The organism is Streptomyces sp. NPDC056169, from assembly GCF_042268445.1.
Taxonomy (GTDB): domain Bacteria; phylum Actinomycetota; class Actinomycetes; order Streptomycetales; family Streptomycetaceae; genus Streptomyces.
In genome coordinates this window covers 150325-167332 of sequence record NZ_JBHJUO010000021.1, presented here as the reverse complement: position 1 = coordinate 167332, position 17008 = coordinate 150325, and the positions used below count along the sequence as shown (strand labels likewise).

Annotated in this window: 10 protein-coding genes; 8 read left to right on the top strand and 2 right to left on the bottom strand. The window is 74.6% G+C overall.

The genetic code is table 11. The features are described 5' to 3' along the window. The first annotated feature begins 150 nt into the window (after nt 1-150). The 8 genes from eccE to ACFC0G_RS31525 all read left to right on the top strand — a co-directional run bounded on the left by eccE (nt 151) and on the right by ACFC0G_RS31525 (nt 11849). Entirely contained in the window at nt 151-1455 is a 1305-nt protein-coding gene (gene eccE, locus ACFC0G_RS31560) for a type VII secretion protein EccE (protein ID WP_376409753.1), read from the top strand. Beyond that, nucleotides 1455-2270, top strand: coding sequence for a hypothetical protein (locus ACFC0G_RS31555; RefSeq protein WP_376409750.1), 816 nt, complete (start codon nt 1455-1457; stop codon nt 2268-2270). Before eccE ends, ACFC0G_RS31555 begins: the two co-directional genes overlap by 1 nt. A gap of 216 nt (nt 2271-2486) precedes the next feature. After that, nucleotides 2487-5771, top strand: coding sequence for an SCO5717 family growth-regulating ATPase (locus ACFC0G_RS31550; protein WP_376409748.1), 3285 nt, complete (start codon nt 2487-2489; stop codon nt 5769-5771). A gap of 180 nt (nt 5772-5951) precedes the next feature. Continuing rightward, entirely contained in the window at nt 5952-7808 is a 1857-nt protein-coding gene (locus ACFC0G_RS31545; RefSeq protein ID WP_376409746.1) for an ABC transporter substrate-binding protein, read from the top strand. 3 nt (nt 7809-7811) lie between these two features. Continuing rightward, nucleotides 7812-8873 carry an ABC transporter permease gene (locus tag ACFC0G_RS31540; protein WP_376409744.1) on the top strand — a complete coding sequence of 354 codons (1062 nt, stop codon included), beginning with the start codon at nt 7812-7814 and terminating at the stop codon, nt 8871-8873. After that, entirely contained in the window at nt 8870-9910 is a 1041-nt protein-coding gene (locus ACFC0G_RS31535; RefSeq protein ID WP_376409742.1) for an ABC transporter permease, read from the top strand. Before ACFC0G_RS31540 ends, ACFC0G_RS31535 begins: the two co-directional genes overlap by 4 nt. Then, nucleotides 9907-10872, top strand: a complete 966-nt coding sequence (locus ACFC0G_RS31530) for an ABC transporter ATP-binding protein (protein WP_376409739.1) — start codon at nt 9907-9909, stop codon at nt 10870-10872. Before ACFC0G_RS31535 ends, ACFC0G_RS31530 begins: the two co-directional genes overlap by 4 nt. After that, entirely contained in the window at nt 10869-11849 is a 981-nt protein-coding gene (locus tag ACFC0G_RS31525) for an ABC transporter ATP-binding protein (protein ID WP_376409737.1), read from the top strand. Before ACFC0G_RS31530 ends, ACFC0G_RS31525 begins: the two co-directional genes overlap by 4 nt. A gap of 123 nt (nt 11850-11972) precedes the next feature. Here ACFC0G_RS31525 and ACFC0G_RS31520 read toward each other — a convergent pair whose 3' ends face one another. Next, nucleotides 11973-12938 carry a bifunctional riboflavin kinase/FAD synthetase gene (locus ACFC0G_RS31520; protein WP_376409735.1) on the bottom strand — a complete coding sequence of 322 codons (966 nt, stop codon included), beginning with the start codon at nt 12936-12938 and terminating at the stop codon, nt 11973-11975. A 31-nt stretch (nt 12939-12969) separates the two neighbouring features. Continuing rightward, a complete protein-coding gene (locus tag ACFC0G_RS31515) occupies nt 12970-16941 on the bottom strand; it encodes a trypsin-like peptidase domain-containing protein (protein WP_376409732.1) in 3972 nt (1323 codons plus the stop codon). Nucleotides 16942-17008 lie beyond the last annotated feature (67 nt).

Here is a 17008-nt window from a genome sequence, read left to right as displayed (position 1 = left end):
CGGGGGAGGTGACACCCGGGCCCCGGCTGTCGGACCGGCCCCCTACTATGCCTGCTGTCCCGTGGGGTTCGTGGGGCGGGTAGGGTGATCCGGCCGCCAAAGCCCTGGCGGGCCAGGGCGATCGGGACGAATTGAGGGGGATTCTCCATCATGGCTTCCGCGACGCGGACGCGGCCCGGCGCGGCCACCGCTTCAGCACCCCCTTCCACGGGATCCGTTTCCTCGGTCTCACCGAGGCTTCAGGCACGTCCCGGACACTTCGGTTCGTTCCGATTGCAACAGCTCGTACTGATAGAGGTGGCGGCGGCGTTGCTCGCCGTCGCCTGGGTCGTCGACCGGCTGATGCTGGTGCCCGCGGGCGTCGTCGCCGTCGTGCTCGTCCTGTTGGCGCTCGTACGCCGTCACCGGCGGTCGCTGCCCGAGTGGCTCGGCACCTTCCTCGCGCTGCGCGCCCGGTCGCGCCGGGCGGCGTCCTTCGCGGTGCCCGAGGGCACGGAGCCGGGGCTCGCGCCGGTCGTGGAGTGCGACCCGGCGCTGCGGACGTACGCGTACAGCGACCGCGACCGGCGGCCGGTCGGGATGATCGGCGACGGCACCTTCCTGACCGCGGTGCTGCGGGTCGAGTCGGACGGCTCGGCGCTGCGGCCGGACCGCGGGGCGCGGCCGCTGCCCGTCGGGCTCGTGCGGGACGTCCTGAGCGTGGACGGCATCCGGCTGGAGTCGGCGCAGATCGTGCAGCACACGCAGCCCGCTCCCGCGCCGCACCTGCCGGCGCAGTCGATGGCCGCGCGCAACTACGGGCCGCTCCAGGCGCAGACGGGTTCGCCCGCGGTGCGGATCACCTGGATCGCGCTCAAGCTCGACCCCGAGCTGTGCCCGGAGGCGGTCGCCGCGCGCGGCGGCGGCATGACGGGCGCGCAGAAGTGCGTGGTGCGGGCGGCGGACCAGCTGGCGAGCCGCCTCGCGGGCGCCGGGTTCTCGGCGAGCGTGCTGACCGAGCAGGAGCTGACCTCGGCGATCGCGACGTCGACCTGCGCGAGCCCGATGGCGATCGCGCAGGCGGGCCGGGGGCAGGCGCAGGCCCGGCGGACGCAGGAGACCGCGCGGACCTGGCGGGTCGACGACCGGCGGCACACGACGTACTGGGTGGGGCGCTGGCCCCAGTTGGGCGGTCCCGGCGGCAGCGCGGGCGCCTCGATGCCGCAGCTGGTGGCCCTGCTGACCTCGCTGCCCGCGCTCGCGACGACGTTCAGCCTGACGCTGAGCGGCGGGGACCGGCAGGAGGTGACGGTGACCGGACACGTACGGATCACCGGACGCAGCGACGAGGAACTCGTGGCGGCGCGGCACGAACTGGAGCGCGCGGCACGCGGGGTGCGGACGGGTCTGGTGCGGCTCGACCGCGAACAGGTGCCGGGCATGCTCGCGACGCTGCCGCTGGGAGGTGCGCGCTGATGTCCCACGCCTCCTTCGGTACGTCGTCGGGTTCCGGGGCGCCTTCCGGTCCGTCGTCCTCCCGCCGCGACTCCCGCTCGGCGCGCTCTTCCGCGCGTACGGGGCGGGACGGGCGGCCCCGGTTCGGTTTCGGGCTCGTCGGGCCGCGCCGCGACCGGCACTCCGTACCCCTGGACCAGCTCGACGCGCTGGCCCTGCCCGTCGGTGACGACGGCGTGGTGATCGGCGTGGACGCCGAGAACCGGCCGGCCGTGCTCGGCATCAACAGGCCCGTCCCGTACGACGTCACGCTCATCGGCGGCCTGTGGACCGCCCAGGTGCTCGCGCTGCGCGCGGCCGCCACGGGCGCGCGGGTGGCCGTCGAGACCGGCCGCGCGCAGGCGTGGACCCCGCTCGCGCAGGCGGCGGGCGGCGGACAGCCGTGCGTCTCGCTGCACGACGTGGGCCGGGTGCCGCCGCAGGGCGCCTCGGCGGGCAGCCCGGTGGTCGTGGTGCGCGACTGCGGCATGCGGCCGCCGCGCGGCCGTGTCGTGTCGGCGCCCTGGCAGTCGGTCGTGACGCTGCTCCCGTATCTGAGCCCGGTCGCGCCCCGCCTCCTGGAGAAGTCCTCGCTGGTCGGCGTCCAGCGGGTCTCGCCGGACGAGGCCGCGCAGATCGGCCGCATCATGGGCCTCCCGCGCCACGAGTACGAGGCGCTGTCGACGCTCGCGGACGGCGTGACCCTGTGGTGCACCCAGAGCGACCGGCAATTCGTGATGACCCAGGCGACGGACGCCGAGACCGGATTGTTGGGCGGCGCGCGCAGAATGGACTGAGCGGCACGAAGTCGTTCAAGTACGTCCGTTTTTGCACTGTTTTGAACGGTCGGGGTTCTCACTCTGCGACGCGGCCGGGTCACTTGGGGGCCTGACCCGGTCGGAACGGCGGTCGCGGAGCGGCTGCCGGGCCTGCCCGCGGGATGCCGCGCCGATTAGGCTGGAAGAGCCCCGCCCACAACGGCACAAGGGTGCTCGACCACACCAGGAGGCAAAGTGAACGGCGATCGCGACGAGATCCACGGGGGTTGGAATCCGCCCGCCGACGATCAGTCCGACGCGGATCCCGCCGAGATGACGGGTGAGTTCACCATCGACTACACCCCGCCCGCCTGGTACACGCAGAACGCGTCGGGTGGTGCGACGGCGGGCGGTGCCACTCCCCCGCCGCCGAGCGGGGCGCCGGTCGCGGTGCCCGGACTTCCCGCGGGGAGCGGCTACGAGCCCGGCTGGGGCGCGCAGCAGCCGGCCGCGCCGGTGCCGCCGGTGAGCCCTGTTGCTCCGGTGGCTCCTGTTGTTCCCGCCGCTCCGGTTACTCCTGTGGCTCCTGTTGTTCCTGTCGCTCCGTTTACTCCTGTGGCTCCTGGTGCGCCTGTTGCGCCGGCTCCGGTCGCGCCCGTCGCTCCGGTCGCGCCCGTCGCTCCGGTCGCGCACGTCCCCGGGCCGGAGGCGCCGGCCGGTGTCGTGCCGCCCGCGCCGATGCCGCCGCAGGTGCCGGTGCCCGCGCCCGTACCCGCACCTCTGCCGATTCCCGCGCCCGCGGCCGAGACTCCCGTGTCGGCGACCGCCGGGGGCGGCGAGCCGTTCGGGGGCGGCGACGTGGAGAGCGGCGCGACCATGCGCTTCTCCCCCGGCGCGCTCAAGCGCGAGATGGCCGAGCGCTCGGCCGCGGCGAAGGCCGCGCGGAACGAGGCCGCCGGCGCGGAGGCGTCCGCCACGGACGGTGCCGAGACGCCGGACGCCGTCGAGGGCGACGCCTCCGCCGGTGCGACGGCGGCCGACGCGGACGTGACGGCGGACGTGCCGGGCTCGGACGACGGGGAGACGGCCGCGCCCGAGGCCGACGGCGAGGCGGCGGACACCCCGTCCGCTCCCGCGGCGGACACCGGGGCCGACAGCGACACCGATTCCGACACCGATTCCGTTGCCCTTGCCGACGCGGACAGTGGTACGGAGCACGGCGTCGCCGCCGCTCCGGCCGAGGACGCCCAGGACGGCCAGGACGCCGCGGCCGGCGACACCACGGCTCCGGGGGCCCTCCCCGGCGCCGTCCAGCCGGACTTCGCCCCGGCGGCCCCGGGGCCGTTCCCGGGTGCCGCGCCCCAGCCCTCCCCCGTCCCGGGGGCCTATCCGCCCGTCGCCCCCCAGGGTGGGGCCGGGCTGCCGCCGCTGCCGCCGTCGTTCCAGCCGGCCGCGCCCGCGCCCGCTCAGCAGTGGCCCGCGCAGCCGGCTCCGGGTGCGCAGCCGGCGCCCCAGTCCGCGCCGCTGCCGCCCACCGCGGCCTGGCCCTCCCAGGCGACGCCCGCCGCACCCGCGCCCGCCGCCCCCGTGCCCGTACCGCCGCAGGCTCCCGGTGCATACGGATACCCGCATCCCGGCGCCGTCCCCCCGCAGGTCCCGCAGGCCCCTCAGGCCCCGCAGCAGGGTGGCTACGGCTTCCCGCACCCCGGTACGCCCGCGCAGCCGCAGCCGCCGCAGGGCGGTTACGGCTACCCGCAGCAGCAGCCCGGCGGCCCCGGCGGTGTGCCGCCGCAGGCGCAGGGCTCCGACGGGTACGGCTACCCGCACCCCGGCGCCGTACCTCCGCAGGAGGCGCAGCCGCCCGTCGACCCGCGGACCGGGGCCGCCTGGCCCTCGCCCGTGATGCACGACCAGCGCGAGCGGTCCGTGCCCGGCGCCCCGCTCGGTTACAACGCGGCCGTCGAGCTGTCCTCCGACCGGCTGCTCCGGAACAACAAGCAGAAGCCGAAGTCGAGCCGGAACCCCGGCAGCGCGGCCCGCTTCAAGCTCGGCGGCAAGAAGGAGGAGGCGGAGCGGCAGCGGAAGCTGGAGCTGATCCGTACGCCCGTCCTCTCCTGCTACCGGATCGCGGTCATCTCGCTCAAGGGCGGCGTCGGCAAGACCACGACGACGACCGCGCTCGGGGCGACGCTGGCGACCGAGCGGCAGGACAAGATCCTGGCGATCGACGCCAACCCGGACGCCGGCACCCTCGGCCGCCGTGTGCGGCGCGAGACCGGGGCGACCATCCGCGACCTGGTGCAGGCGATCCCGTACCTGAACTCGTACATGGACATCCGCCGGTTCACCTCGCAGGCGCCCTCCGGTCTGGAGATCCTCGCCAACGACGTGGACCCGGCCGTCTCGACGACGTTCAACGACGAGGACTACCGGCGTGCGATCGACGTCCTCGGCAAGCAGTACCCGATCATCCTCACGGACTCGGGTACGGGTCTGCTGTACAGCGCCATGCGGGGCGTGCTCGACCTCGCCGATCAGCTGATCATCATCTCCACGCCCTCCGTGGACGGCGCGTCCAGCGCGTCGACGACGCTGGACTGGCTCTCCGCGCACGGTTACGCGGATCTGGTGCAGCGCTCCATCACGGTCATCTCGGGGGTGCGCGAGACCGGAAAGATGATCAAGGTCGAGGACATCGTGCAGCACTTCCAGACCCGCTGCCGCGGTGTCGTGGTCGTGCCCTTCGACGAGCACCTCTCGGCAGGCGCCGAGGTGGACCTCGACATGATGCGGCCGAAGACGCGCGAGGCGTACTTCCACCTGTCGGCGATGGTGGCCGAGGACTTCGCCCGCGCGCAGCAGGCGCAGGGGCTGTGGACCGGCGACGGCCAGGGCGGGCTGCCGCCGCACATGGCCCCGCCGATGCCGGGCCACCCGATGCCCGAGCAGTACGCGCCGGAGCAGTACGCGCCCGGGCAGCCGATGCCGGAGCAGTACGTTCCCGGGCAGCCGATGCCGGGGCAGTACGCGCCCGGGCAGCCGGTCCCGGGGCAGCCGATGCCCGGGCAGCCCTACCCGGCCCAGGCCCCCCAGCCGTACCCGCAGCAGCCCGGCCAGCCCCTGCCGGGTCAGCCCGCGCCCGGCCAGTACGCGCCCGGGCAGCCGGCGCCGGGTCAGCCGTACGCGCCCCAGGCGCCGCAGGCGGGGCAGCCGTACCCGGCCCAGCCGCAGCAGCCGTATCCCCCGCAGGCGTACCCCCAGCCGGGTCAGCCGATGCCGGGGCAGCCGATGCCGGGGCAGTACGCGCCCGAGGCGTACGCGCCGGGGCAGCCGGCACCCGGTCAGCCGTATCCGGGGCAGGCCCCGCAGCCCTATCCGCAGCAGCCGGGACAGCCGGGTGCGCCCGGTGTCCCGGGTGTGCCGCAGGCCTGGCAGCAGCAGCCGCCGCAGGATCCGTCGCAGCCCCAGCCCGGGCAGCCGCTGCCCCCGCAGGCCGACCCGCAGGGGCCTCCGCAGGCTCCGCCAGCCCCTCAGCAGTAAGGCGTCACAGGCATAGACCAATGAGGCCCCGTATCGGTCGTCCGATACGGGGCCTCGTGGCATTCCCGCAGTCCACAAGGGGTTTGAGGCATCGTTGACGCCGTCGGCCGCCGCTGATAGACCTTCGCTTCACCAGTTGGCGCCCCCAAGATCCACGACACGAGGTCACGTCCTATGGTCATGGTCACGAAGGTCCCTTCCCGTCCGGCCGCCCCCCGAAGACTCCTCCGGCTGCTTCTCGCCACCGGCGTCGCCGCGACCTCGCTCGCGGCCGTCCCCCAGGCCGCACAGGCGGCGCCGTCCGCGGACGGTGACGCCAAGAGCGGCGGCACCACCCTCACGGTGGCCGTCTCGCAGAGCATCGACTCGCTGAGCCCGTTCCTCGCCCAGAAGCTCACCTCGACCAGCATCCACCGACTGGCGTACGAGTACCTCACCAACTACGACGCCAAGGACGCCCGGACGATCCCGGGCCTGGCGACCGCGTGGGCGCCCTCGGCGGACAAGCTGACCTGGACGTACACGATCCGCAAGGACTCGAAGTGGTCCGACGGGCAGCCGGCCACCGCCGAGGACGCGGCCTGGACCTTCAACAAGATGATGACGGACCCGAACGCCGCCACCGCGAACGGCAGCTTCACGTCCAACTTCAAGAAGGTCACCGCCACCGACCCGCAGACGCTCGTCATCGAGCTCAAGAAGCCGCAGGCGACGATGACGGCGCTCGACGTGCCGATCGTGCCGAAGCACGTCTGGGAGAAGGTCGGCGACTTCTCGAAGTTCAACAACGACCAGCAGTTCCCGATCGTGGGCAACGGCCCCTTCGTCATCACCGACTTCAAGGTCGACCAGTACATCAAGCTGAAGCCCAACAAGACCTTCTGGCGGGGCGCACCCAAGTTCGACGAGCTGGTGTTCAAGTACTACAAGGACGGTGACGCCGCCGTCGCCGCGCTCCAGAAGGGCGAGGTGTCCTTCGTACCGAATCTGACGCCCGCCCAGGCCGCGGCGCTGAAGACGCAGAAGAACGTCAAGGTGAACGACGCTCCCGGCCGGCGCTTCTTCGCCATCGCCACCAACCCGGGCGCCCGCTCGCAGGACGGCAAGACCTTCGGCAACGGCCACAAGGCGCTGCTCGACCCGGCGGTGCGCAAGGCGCTCTTCCTCGCGGTCGACCGGACGACCATCGTCGACAAGGTCTTCCAGGGCCACGCCGTCGAGGGCGAGGGGTACATCCCGCCGCGCTTCGGCTCGTACTTCTGGAAGCCGGAGACCGCGCAGAAGCGGGCCTACGACCCGGCCGGGGCGGAGAAGGTCCTCGACGCCGCCGGGTACAGGAAGAACGCCGACGGCAAGCGGGTCGGCAAGGACGGCAAGGCGCTGGACTTCCGCATCCTGTGTCACGCCACCGACCCGAACGACAAGGCGATCGGCAAGTACCTCCAGGAGTGGTGGGGCAAGCTCGGCATCGGGCTGAAGGTCGAGTGCCTGGACAGCGTCTCCGACCCGTGGGTCAAGGGCGACTACGACCTCGCCTTCGACGGCTGGTCGGTCAACCCCGACCCGGACTACGTCCTGTCGATCCACACCTGCGGCACCCTTCCGGCGACGCCGAAGGACAGCGGCGCCACCGACAACTTCATCTGCGACAAGCAATTCGACACGCTCTACGCGCAGCAGGCGGTGGAGTACGACGCCGCCAAGCGGGCGGATCTGGTCAAGCGGATGCAGTCCCGGCTGTACGACACGGGGTACATGAACGTCATGGCCTATCCGAACGCCCTGGAGGCGTACCGCACGGACCAGATCAAGTCCATCACGACCATGCCGGAGGCCGCCGGCAACCTGTGGGGACAGGACGGCTACTGGAGCTGGTGGTCTGCCGTGCCCACCGCCTCCGCCTCGGCGTCCGGTGACGCGGACGACAGCTCGTCCACCGGCCTGATCATCGGGATCGGCGCCGCCGCGATCGTCCTCGTCGGCGCGGGCGTCTGGGCCGCCCGGCGTCGCCGCACCACCGCCGACGACCGCGAGTAGTCGGTGACGACGGCAAGCACCCCCGCCGACGTGGCGCGGGCCGAGACGGCCCGCGCCACGGACGGCGCACCCCGCACCGGTTCCTCCCTCGGCTATCTCCGCCACGCGGCGGGGAAGGTCGGCGGCGCGCTCGTCTCGCTCTTCGCGGTCCTGGTCACCAGCTTCTTCCTCTTCCGGATCATCCCCGGTGACCCGGTGAAGGCGATGACCCACGGCGTGCCCACCTCGGCCGAGCAACTCGCCACGCTCCGCCGTCAGTTCGGGCTCGACCTGCCGCTCTGGCAGCAGTTCACCGACTACTGTGCGAAGGCGCTGAGCGGCGATCTCGGCACCTCGTTCCAGTTCCGCGCCCCCGTCGGGGAGCTGATCGCGGAGAAGCTGCCCGCGACGCTGCTGCTCACCGGGGTCGCCGTGGTGATCTACTCGGCCCTCGGGCTCTGGCTCGGCACCCGCTCGGCCTGGCGCCACGGCGGTCTCGGCGACAAGCTGAACACCGGGCTCGCGCTGACCCTGTGGTCGGTGCCGTCGTTCTGGCTCGGACTGCTGCTCATCATCGTGTTCTCGGTCGGCATCGGACCGATCCCGGGGCTCTTCCCGACCGGCGGCATGGAGTCGGGGACCGGCGAGACCGGCTTCGGGTACGTCCTCGACGTCGCCCATCACCTGGTCCTGCCCGTCGTCACGCTGGTGGCCGTCGGCTACGCCCAGACCCTGCTCGTGATGCGGTCCTCGCTCCTCGACGAGATGGGCGGCGACTATCTGACGACGGCGCGGGCGAAGGGGCTGCGGGACGACGTCGTGCGGCGCCGGCACGCCGTGCCGAACGCGCTGCTCCCGACCGTCACCATGATCTTCATCAACCTGGGCCATGTGGCGGCCGGTTCGATCCTGGTGGAGACGGTGTTCTCCTGGCCGGGGCTCGGCGGGCTCTTCTACCAGGCGCTCAGCGTGCCCGACCTGCCGCTCGTCCAGGGTCTGTTCGTGGTCTTCGCCGGGGCGATGATCCTGATGAACCTGATCGCCGACCTGCTCTATCCGCTGCTCGATCCCCGGGTGGGCCGATGACGACCGCGAAGAAGACCGAGAACGAGTCCGAGAACCCGTCCGAGAACCCGTCCGAGAACGACACCGAGAACGACACCGAGAACGACACCGGACAGAAGGCCGCGCGGACCGGGGAGAAGACCGAGCGGAAGGCCGCCAAGGCGCCCTCCGCCACGACGTCGCTGGTGTGGCAGCGCCGCCGGGCCTCCGTGGCCCGCTTCTGGAAGCAGTACCGCACCCACCGCGCCGGGCTCTACGGCCTCGCCGGACTCGCCCTCATCGCGCTCCTCGCCCTCACCGCCCCGCTGACCGTCGGCGCGGACGTCCAGTCCGTGACCCAGGCGCCGGGTACGGCCCTGGAGTCACCGAGCGCCGAATTCCCGCTCGGCACCGACCAGTTCGGGCGCTCGCTGCTCGGCCTGCTGATCTGGGGCGCGCGGATCTCGCTGCTCGTGGGACTGCTCGCGGCAGCCCTCTCCGTCGCCATCGGCACCCTCGTGGGCATCATCGCCGGGCACTACGGCGGCTGGTTCTCGACGGTCGTCATGCGGATCACCGACTGGTTCCTGGTGATGCCGACGCTGGTCCTCGCGATCGTGCTCGCCACCGTCATGTCCCGGTCGATGTGGACGGTGGTCCTGGCGATCGGAGTGACCTCCTGGCCGACGACGGCCCGGCTCGTGCGGGCGCAGACGATCGCGGTCGAGTCCCGCCCGTACATCGAGCGGGCGACCGCGCTCGGCGGCGGTCACGGACACGTCATGAGCCGGCACGTCCTGCCGAACGTGATGCCGCTGGTGCTCGCGCAGACCACGCTCGGCATCTCGACGGCCATCCTCACCGAGGCGACCCTCGCCTTCCTCGGACTCGGCGACCCGACGGTCGTCTCCTGGGGCGGGATGCTCCAGGACGCCCGGGAGGCGGGCGCGGTCTCCTCCGGCCACTGGTGGTACCTGGCCCCGCCCGGCATCGCGATCGCGCTGGTCGCGCTCGCGTTCACCCTCTGCGGCCGGGCCGTCGAGGCCGTTCTCAACCCGAAGCTGGGGGTGGGGCGTTGAGCCTGCTGGAGATCAAGGACCTGCGGGTGACGTACGGCTCCGGGGCCGCCGCCGTGCCCGCCGTACGCGGGGTCGACCTGACCCTGGAGGCGGGGAGCAAGCTGGGCGTGGCGGGCGAGTCGGGCTGCGGCAAGTCGACGCTCGCGCTCGCGCTGCTGCGGCTGCTCCCGGCCTCGGCGCGGATCGAGGGCGAGGTCCTGCTCGACGGCGAGGACGTCCTCGCCATGTCGTGGGGGCGGCTGCGGGCCGTGCGCTGGGCGGGCGCGTCGATCGTCTTCCAGGGCGCGATGCACTCGCTCAACGCGGTGCACCGGATCGGGGACCAGATCGCCGAGCCGCTGCTCGTGCACGGCAGGGCGACCCCGGCGGCTGCCCGCAGGCGCGTGGGCGAGCTCCTCGAACACGTCGGGCTGCCCGCCGCCCGCGCGGCCGCGTATCCGCACGAGCTGTCCGGCGGGCAGCGGCAGCGCGTGATGATCGCGATGGCGCTCGCCTGCGACCCCCGGCTGATCGTCGCCGACGAGCCGACGACCGCGCTCGACGTGATGATCCAGGCGCAGATCCTGCGGCTGATCGAGGGGCTCGTTGCCGAGCAGTCCATCAGCCTCCTGATGATCAGCCACGACCTGGCCGTCCTCGCCGACACCTGCGACCGGCTGGCCGTGATGTACGCGGGGCGGGTCGTCGAGGAGGGCCCGGCACGGGCCGTGTACGAGGCCGCCGAGCACCCGTACGGGCGGGCGCTGTCCTCGGCGTTCCCCCGGATCGGGGACCTCGCGTCCCGGCGGGCGCCGCGCGGCCTGCCGGGCGACCCGCCGGACCCGGCGGACCTGCCGGGCGGCTGCGCGTTCCGTCCGCGCTGTCCGGTGGCGGTGGACGCCTGCGCGACGGAGGACCAGGAACTGCGGGAGGCGGGCGCGGGTCGCCGGGCCGCCTGCGTACACGTGGGGAGCACATCATGAGTACGGGGCCACTGCTGGCGGCGAACGGGCTGCACGTCGTCTTCCCCGGGCGGCGGGGCGGCGCGCCCGCCCGCGCGGTGGACGGCGTGGACCTGGACATCGGCGCCGGCGAGATCGTCGCGCTCGTGGGCGAGTCGGGGTGCGGCAAGACGACGCTGGCCCGCTCGCTCCTGGGCCTGGTGCGGCCCACGTCGGGCACGGTCTCCTTCGACGGGAAGCCGCTCGCGTACACCTCCAAGGCCCTCAGGGCCTACCGGAAGCGGGCGCAGCTGGTCCTCCAGGACCCGAGCGGTTCGCTGAACCCCCGGCACACGGTGTACGACGCGGTGGCGGAGGGGCTGCGGATCCACGGGTACGCGGGCGACGAGCGGGAGGCGGTCGCCGGAGCGCTCGCGCGGGCCGGGCTGCGGCCGCCGGAGCGCTTCTTCCTGCGCTATCCGCACGAACTGTCCGGCGGCCAGCGGCAGCGCGTGGTCATCGCGGGCGCCCTCGTCCTGGAACCCGAACTGATCGTCGCCGACGAGCCGGTGGCGTCCCTCGACGCGTCGGTGCGGGGCGAGATCCTGGCGCTGCTGCTGCGCCTGCGGGACGAACTCGGGCTCTCGGCACTGGTGGTGACCCACGACCTGGGGCTCGCGTGGAACATCGCGGACCGGGTGGCGGTGATGTACCTGGGCCGGATCGTGGAGACGGGTCCGGTGGAGTCCGTCCTGACGGCCCCGCAACATCCGTACACCCGGGCGCTGTTGTCGGTGCTGCCCGAGTCCGACGGCGCTCCGGTGGTGCTGACGGGCGAGCCCCCGGACCCGTCCCGCATCCCGTCCGGCTGCCGCTTCCACGCCCGCTGCCAGGTCCTCGCCTCGGGCGAGGCGGCGCACGTCGCGGACCGCTGCCGGGGCGAGAGCCTGCCGGTCCTCGACGGCGGCGGCTCGCGGGCGGTGGCGTGCCACTGGGTGGCACGGGAGGCGGCTGTCTGAGCCCGCGGGCTCACCTATCGGTGTGGCGGACGGCGCCTCGGGCCTGCCCGACGGCGCCGCCTCCGACGAGAACTCCCCGTCGCCCGGTGGCGGCGACCCCGGCCATGATCCGCCGGACAGGCCCTAGGAGGCCGGGTTCTCGCGGTCGTACGTCTCCGTCAGCTCGCGGCTCCGCTTCACGTCCGCCGCCATCGCCTGGAGCAGGTCGTCCAGGGTGTCGAACTTGAGCATGCCGCGCACGTACGTCAGGAAGTCCACGGCCACGTGCAGTCCGTACAGGTCGAGGCCCTCGCGGTCGATCGCGTACGCCTCGACGGTCCGCTCCGTGCCGTCGAACTGCGGGTTCGTGCCGACGGAGATCGCCGCCGGCATGCGCTCGCCCGCGGCCGTCAGCCAGCCCGCGTAGACGCCGTCCGCCGGGATCGCCGTGTGCGGCAGGGTCTCGACGTTGGCCGTCGGGAAGCCCAGCTCGCGGCCGCGCTGCGCGCCGCGGACCACGATGCCCTCGACGCGGTGCGGGCGGCCCAGGATCTCGGCCGCTCCGGCCATGTCGCCCTCGGCGACGAGCCGGCGGGTGAGGGTGGACGAGAAGGGCTGACCGCCGCCGGCCGTGCCGCTGACGTACAGGTCGATGACCTCGACCTCGTAGTCGTACGTCTCGCCGAGCTCCGCGAGGAACGCGACGTTCCCGGCGGCCCGGTGCCCGAAGCGGAAGTTGGGGCCCTCGATGACGGCCCTGGCGTGCAGCTTGTCGACGAGCACCTTGACGATGAAGTCCGCCGGGGAGAGCTGCGAGAACTCGGCGGTGAACGGCAGCACGAGCACCGCGTCCACACCCAGGCCCGCGATCAGCTCGGCTCGCCGGTGGTGCGGGGCGAGCAGCGGCGGGTGGCTGCCGGGCCGCACGACCTCGGAGGGGTGCGGGTCGAAGGTGACCACGACCGAGGGGACGCCGAGTTCCCGGGCGCGCTCGACGGCGCGCCCGATGATCAGCTGGTGCCCGCGGTGCACCCCGTCATAGGAGCCGATGGTGACGATGCTGCGCCCCCAGTCCTGGGGGATGTCCTCCAAGCCACGCCAGCGCTGCACTGTGACCGCTCCTCGTCCGCCTGTTCGCCGATTACGCAGGTCTAAGACTGCCATGCCCACGCCCGTCGGTACGCATCGGCATGGAAGTGCCGGGGCTCCGCAGCACCCGGAGGGTCTCGGGACCGAGCAGCGGGGCCCACTCCCCCGGTACGGCGACGGTCCAGCCGATGAGGAGAGCGGCGAAGCCGGGATGCTCGCGGGAGAGCCCGGCCAGGGCCCGGTCGAGCCGTCCGGCGCCTTCGGGGGTACGGGTGTACAGGGCGGCGGCCCGGTGGACGAGCTCCCTGGTGCGGGGCTCGCTGAGCCGTCCGGCGCCCTCGGCCGCGGCCGTCAGGAGGGCGTCCAGGACGGAGAGCTCGCCGGTCTCGGCCTCGTACCGCTCGTGTTCCAGGAGGGCGTCGAGCAGCTCGGCCCGCAGATGGCGGGAGGCGCCCGTGCCGGGGGCGGCGAGCACGGGGGCGAGGGCGCGGCGGACCACGGCGGGGCGGCCCCGGATCAGCCCCGACACGAGGGGGAAGAGGACGGCACGGGCGGCCGGGCCGTCCTCGAACCGCCGGTCGACGTAGCGGGCCACGTGCCCGGCGCCCTCGGGCAGGCGGGCGACGTAGTCGCGGACGAGGGCGGCGACGCGGCGGGTGAGGGCGGGCGTGTCGATCTCGGCGAGGGCGCGCAGCGCGGCGGCGGCCTCCTCGCCCGTGCCGTGCAGCCGGGACCTGAAGGCGGTGAGGACCGGCCCCGGGTGGGTCGCGAGGGCCTCGGCGAGGGCGGACGCGGGCACCCGGGGCTCGGCGATGGCGCGGGGCAGATGGCGGGCGCGGGTGTGCGGGTCGCGGACGAGCAGGCCGAGGGCGGGGCCGTGGAGGGCCTGGTCGGCGGGGCGGGCGAGCAGGGCGAGGGCGGCGTAGCGGAGGAGCTCGCGGTCGGCGGGGGCGGTGAGGCGCCCGGCGACGAGGTGTCCGTACGCGGCGGCGGCGACCCGGCGCTCGGGGCGGCCGTCGTCGTGGGCCCAGCGGTCGACGGCCCGGCAGAGCGCGGAGGGCTCGTCCTCGGCGAGGGAGGTGAGCAGCCCGTCGGCGAGCGGGTGGGCGGTGGACACGAGCGCCTCGCAGAGGTCGTCGACGGCGAGGCTCCGATGGGTGTGCAGGAGGGCCTGGGCGGCGGTGGCGACGGTGGCGTGCGGGGCGGCGGGCAGGGGGCGTTCGTCGCCGAACCAGCGGCACAGCAGCGGCTGGACGCCCCGGGGGTCGGCGACGAGCAGCCCGGCGACGGTGTCGAGGCACCGGCCGCCGTCCTCGGCCCCGCCCGGCGGCGGGTCGGCGGGCACGAGCCGTCGCAGCAGGTCGATCCGCTCGTCCTCGCAGAGCGGGAGCCCCTGCCAGAACGCGGTGCCGAAGCCGGCGAAGACCGGGTGCCGTGCTCGCCGGTCGCCGATCCGGTCGGCGAGGAACCGGAGGACGGGCAGATACGGCCGCGGGTCGCCCACCCGGCGCACGGTCTCCCCGAACAGGCGGCCCGCCCACCAGGCGGCGTCGGCGACCGCGGCCCCGCCCCCGTCCCAGTCCCCGCCCCCGCTCCCGCTCCCGTCACCGTCACCGTCCACGAACCGGTCGAGGGACTCGACGAGCGCGGCGAGGCGCGGGGCGAGCGCGGCCGGCCCGTGCTCGCGGTGGAGGCGCAGCAGCGCCTGGAGGACGGGGCCGATGCGGTGCCGGGGCACGGGGAGGTGATCGGCCGCGGACTCGGCGACTGCGGCGGTCCGCTGCCGGGGCACGTCGACGGAGGCCGGGGCGCTCCCCTGAGAAGCCCCCGGACCGGCGGCGCGCGCGGGCGGCACGGGCACGGGCACGCGCCCGACCCGGTCGGGTACGGCGACGGGCGCGCCCCCCAGGGCCACGAGCGCCCCGTCCGGCGGGCCCCCGTCCCAGGGATCCGCACCGCTTCCCGAAACGGAACCGCCCCCGGGAGCGACGTCCCGCACGGTCGCACCACCGGAGCCGGGACCGAAGTCGGCCCACGCGCCGGAATCACCCCCGGGCACCGCACCGAACCCCGAAACGGAACCGTGCCCCGGAACGGAACCGGCCCCCAGAGCGCCACCCGGCCCCGGAGCCGCACCCGACCCCCAAGCGGCACCAGGCCCCGGGAGGAGCCCACTCCCCGCACCCGCGTCGGCGCCCGGACCGGCGCCGTACTCGGGAGCCGGCCCCGCACCCCTCCCCCGCCCCGCCCGGTTCGGGTCCTCCGCCCGGCTGTGGACCAGTGCGTGCAGGGCCGTGTCCAGGTCGAGGTGGGCGGCCTGGAGCCAGTCGGCGAGTTCCTCGTGGGCGAAGCGGTAGCCGGAGCCCGCGGGGACGAGGAGGCCCTCGGTGAGGACGGCCGAGGCCCAGCCCTCGCGCCACGGGAACAGCTCCTCGAAGGAGGCGCGGTCGAGGACGCCGTGGCCCGGGCCGAGACAGCGGCGGGCGGCCTCGTGGACCTGGCCGGCGACCCGGGCGGTGAGCAGCCGTACGGCGGTCCCCCGGACGAGGGGGCGGGAGCCCGCGGCGACCCGGACGGCGACGCGCAGGCACATCAGGTCCAGATGGGCCGTGAAGATCTCCTCCCGGCCCGGCCGCCCCGGCACCTCGCCCGGGAGCGCCGCCCGCACCTCGGCGAGCAGCCGCAGGGCGAGCGGATGGCGGGCGTCCGCCTCGGCGAGGTCGGTCTCCCCGATCCCGTACCCCTGCCGGACGGCCCGCGCCTCCGTCTCGTTGTACGGGCCGAGCACGAGGGCCGCGGGCAGGCCGTCCCCGGTGGGTGTCGCCGGCCGGTGCAGGGCCCACGGGCCGTAGAGGGCGCCGGCGAGGGCCCAGTGCTCGGGGCGGCAGGCCGTGACCAGGCGTGCCCCGTGGGCGCGCAGCCACTGCTCGGTGGCCGTCGTCCAGTCGGCGAGGCGGTGGGCGAGGAGCGGCGGCATCTCCTCGGGGCCGTCGAGGACGACGAGGAGCGGGCGGCCCGCCTCCCGGGCGAGCGAGGCGGCCCGCTCCGGGGTGGCGGTCGCGGTGTCGCCGAGCGCCCCGGAGGCGGCGACGATCCGGCCCGCCTGGCGCAGGGCGCGGCCGACGGCGTCGGCGAGGGAGTGGTCCTCGGCGCGCAGGTCGGCGCCGCGCAGCCGGACCGTGGGGGCGGGGGCGACGCCCCGGGCGCGGCGGGCGCAGAGTGCGGCGAGGGCGGTGGTGCGGCCGGTGCCGGGGGCGCCGACGACGGCGAGGACGAGCGACTCCCCGGCCTCGAAGCGCGCGAACTCCCGGACGCACTCGGGGCGTTCGACGGGCTCGGGCCAGGGGTCGGGTTCCCTGGCGGGTCCGGTCGAGGTGGCGGTGAGCTCCAGGATTCCGGCGAGGTTGAGGTCGGGCCCGTAGGCGGGGACGGTGGCGGCGTTGCGCCGCAGGAGGGCGGCGAGCGGGCCGTCGGGCCGCAGCGGCACCGCGTATCCGGCGGCGGGGCGCTCGCCGTGCAGGGCGGTGCCGAGGACGGCGACGACCGTGCCGGTGGCGGTGTCGAGGACGGGGCCGCCCGCCGCCCGGCCGCCGATGCGGAGCGCCTCGGCGCCCTCGGTGCCGATGGCGAGTTCGAGGGCGTCCGCGAGGACGTGGAAGCGGTCGGATGCGGTGTACGTGACGGCGGCGGGGCCGAGGACCCGCGCCTCGCGCCAGCCGTGGGCGGCGATCCGTACGTACGTACCGGGTTCGATCTCGGGGCGGGTGGCGAGCGCGACGGGGCGGACGCCGAGCCCTTCGGTCCGTACGAGCGCGAGGCCGCTCTCCGGCAGGGCGGTGACGGCCTCGGCCTCGGCGAGCCAGCTCAGGTCGCCGGGGGCGTGCAGGACGATGCGCGCGAGCCCGTCGACTGCCTCATGACTGGTGACGACGGTGCCGTGATGGTCGGCGAGGAATCCGGTACCGCGCGGCCGGCCTGCCGGATCACAGATTTCCACCAGCGTCGCCAGGTCCCCGCGTCCCATGGTGTCGACGGTAGGTCGCCGGTGATCACCCGGAGAAGCGAGTCGGGAAACGCGCCCCCCGGCGCTC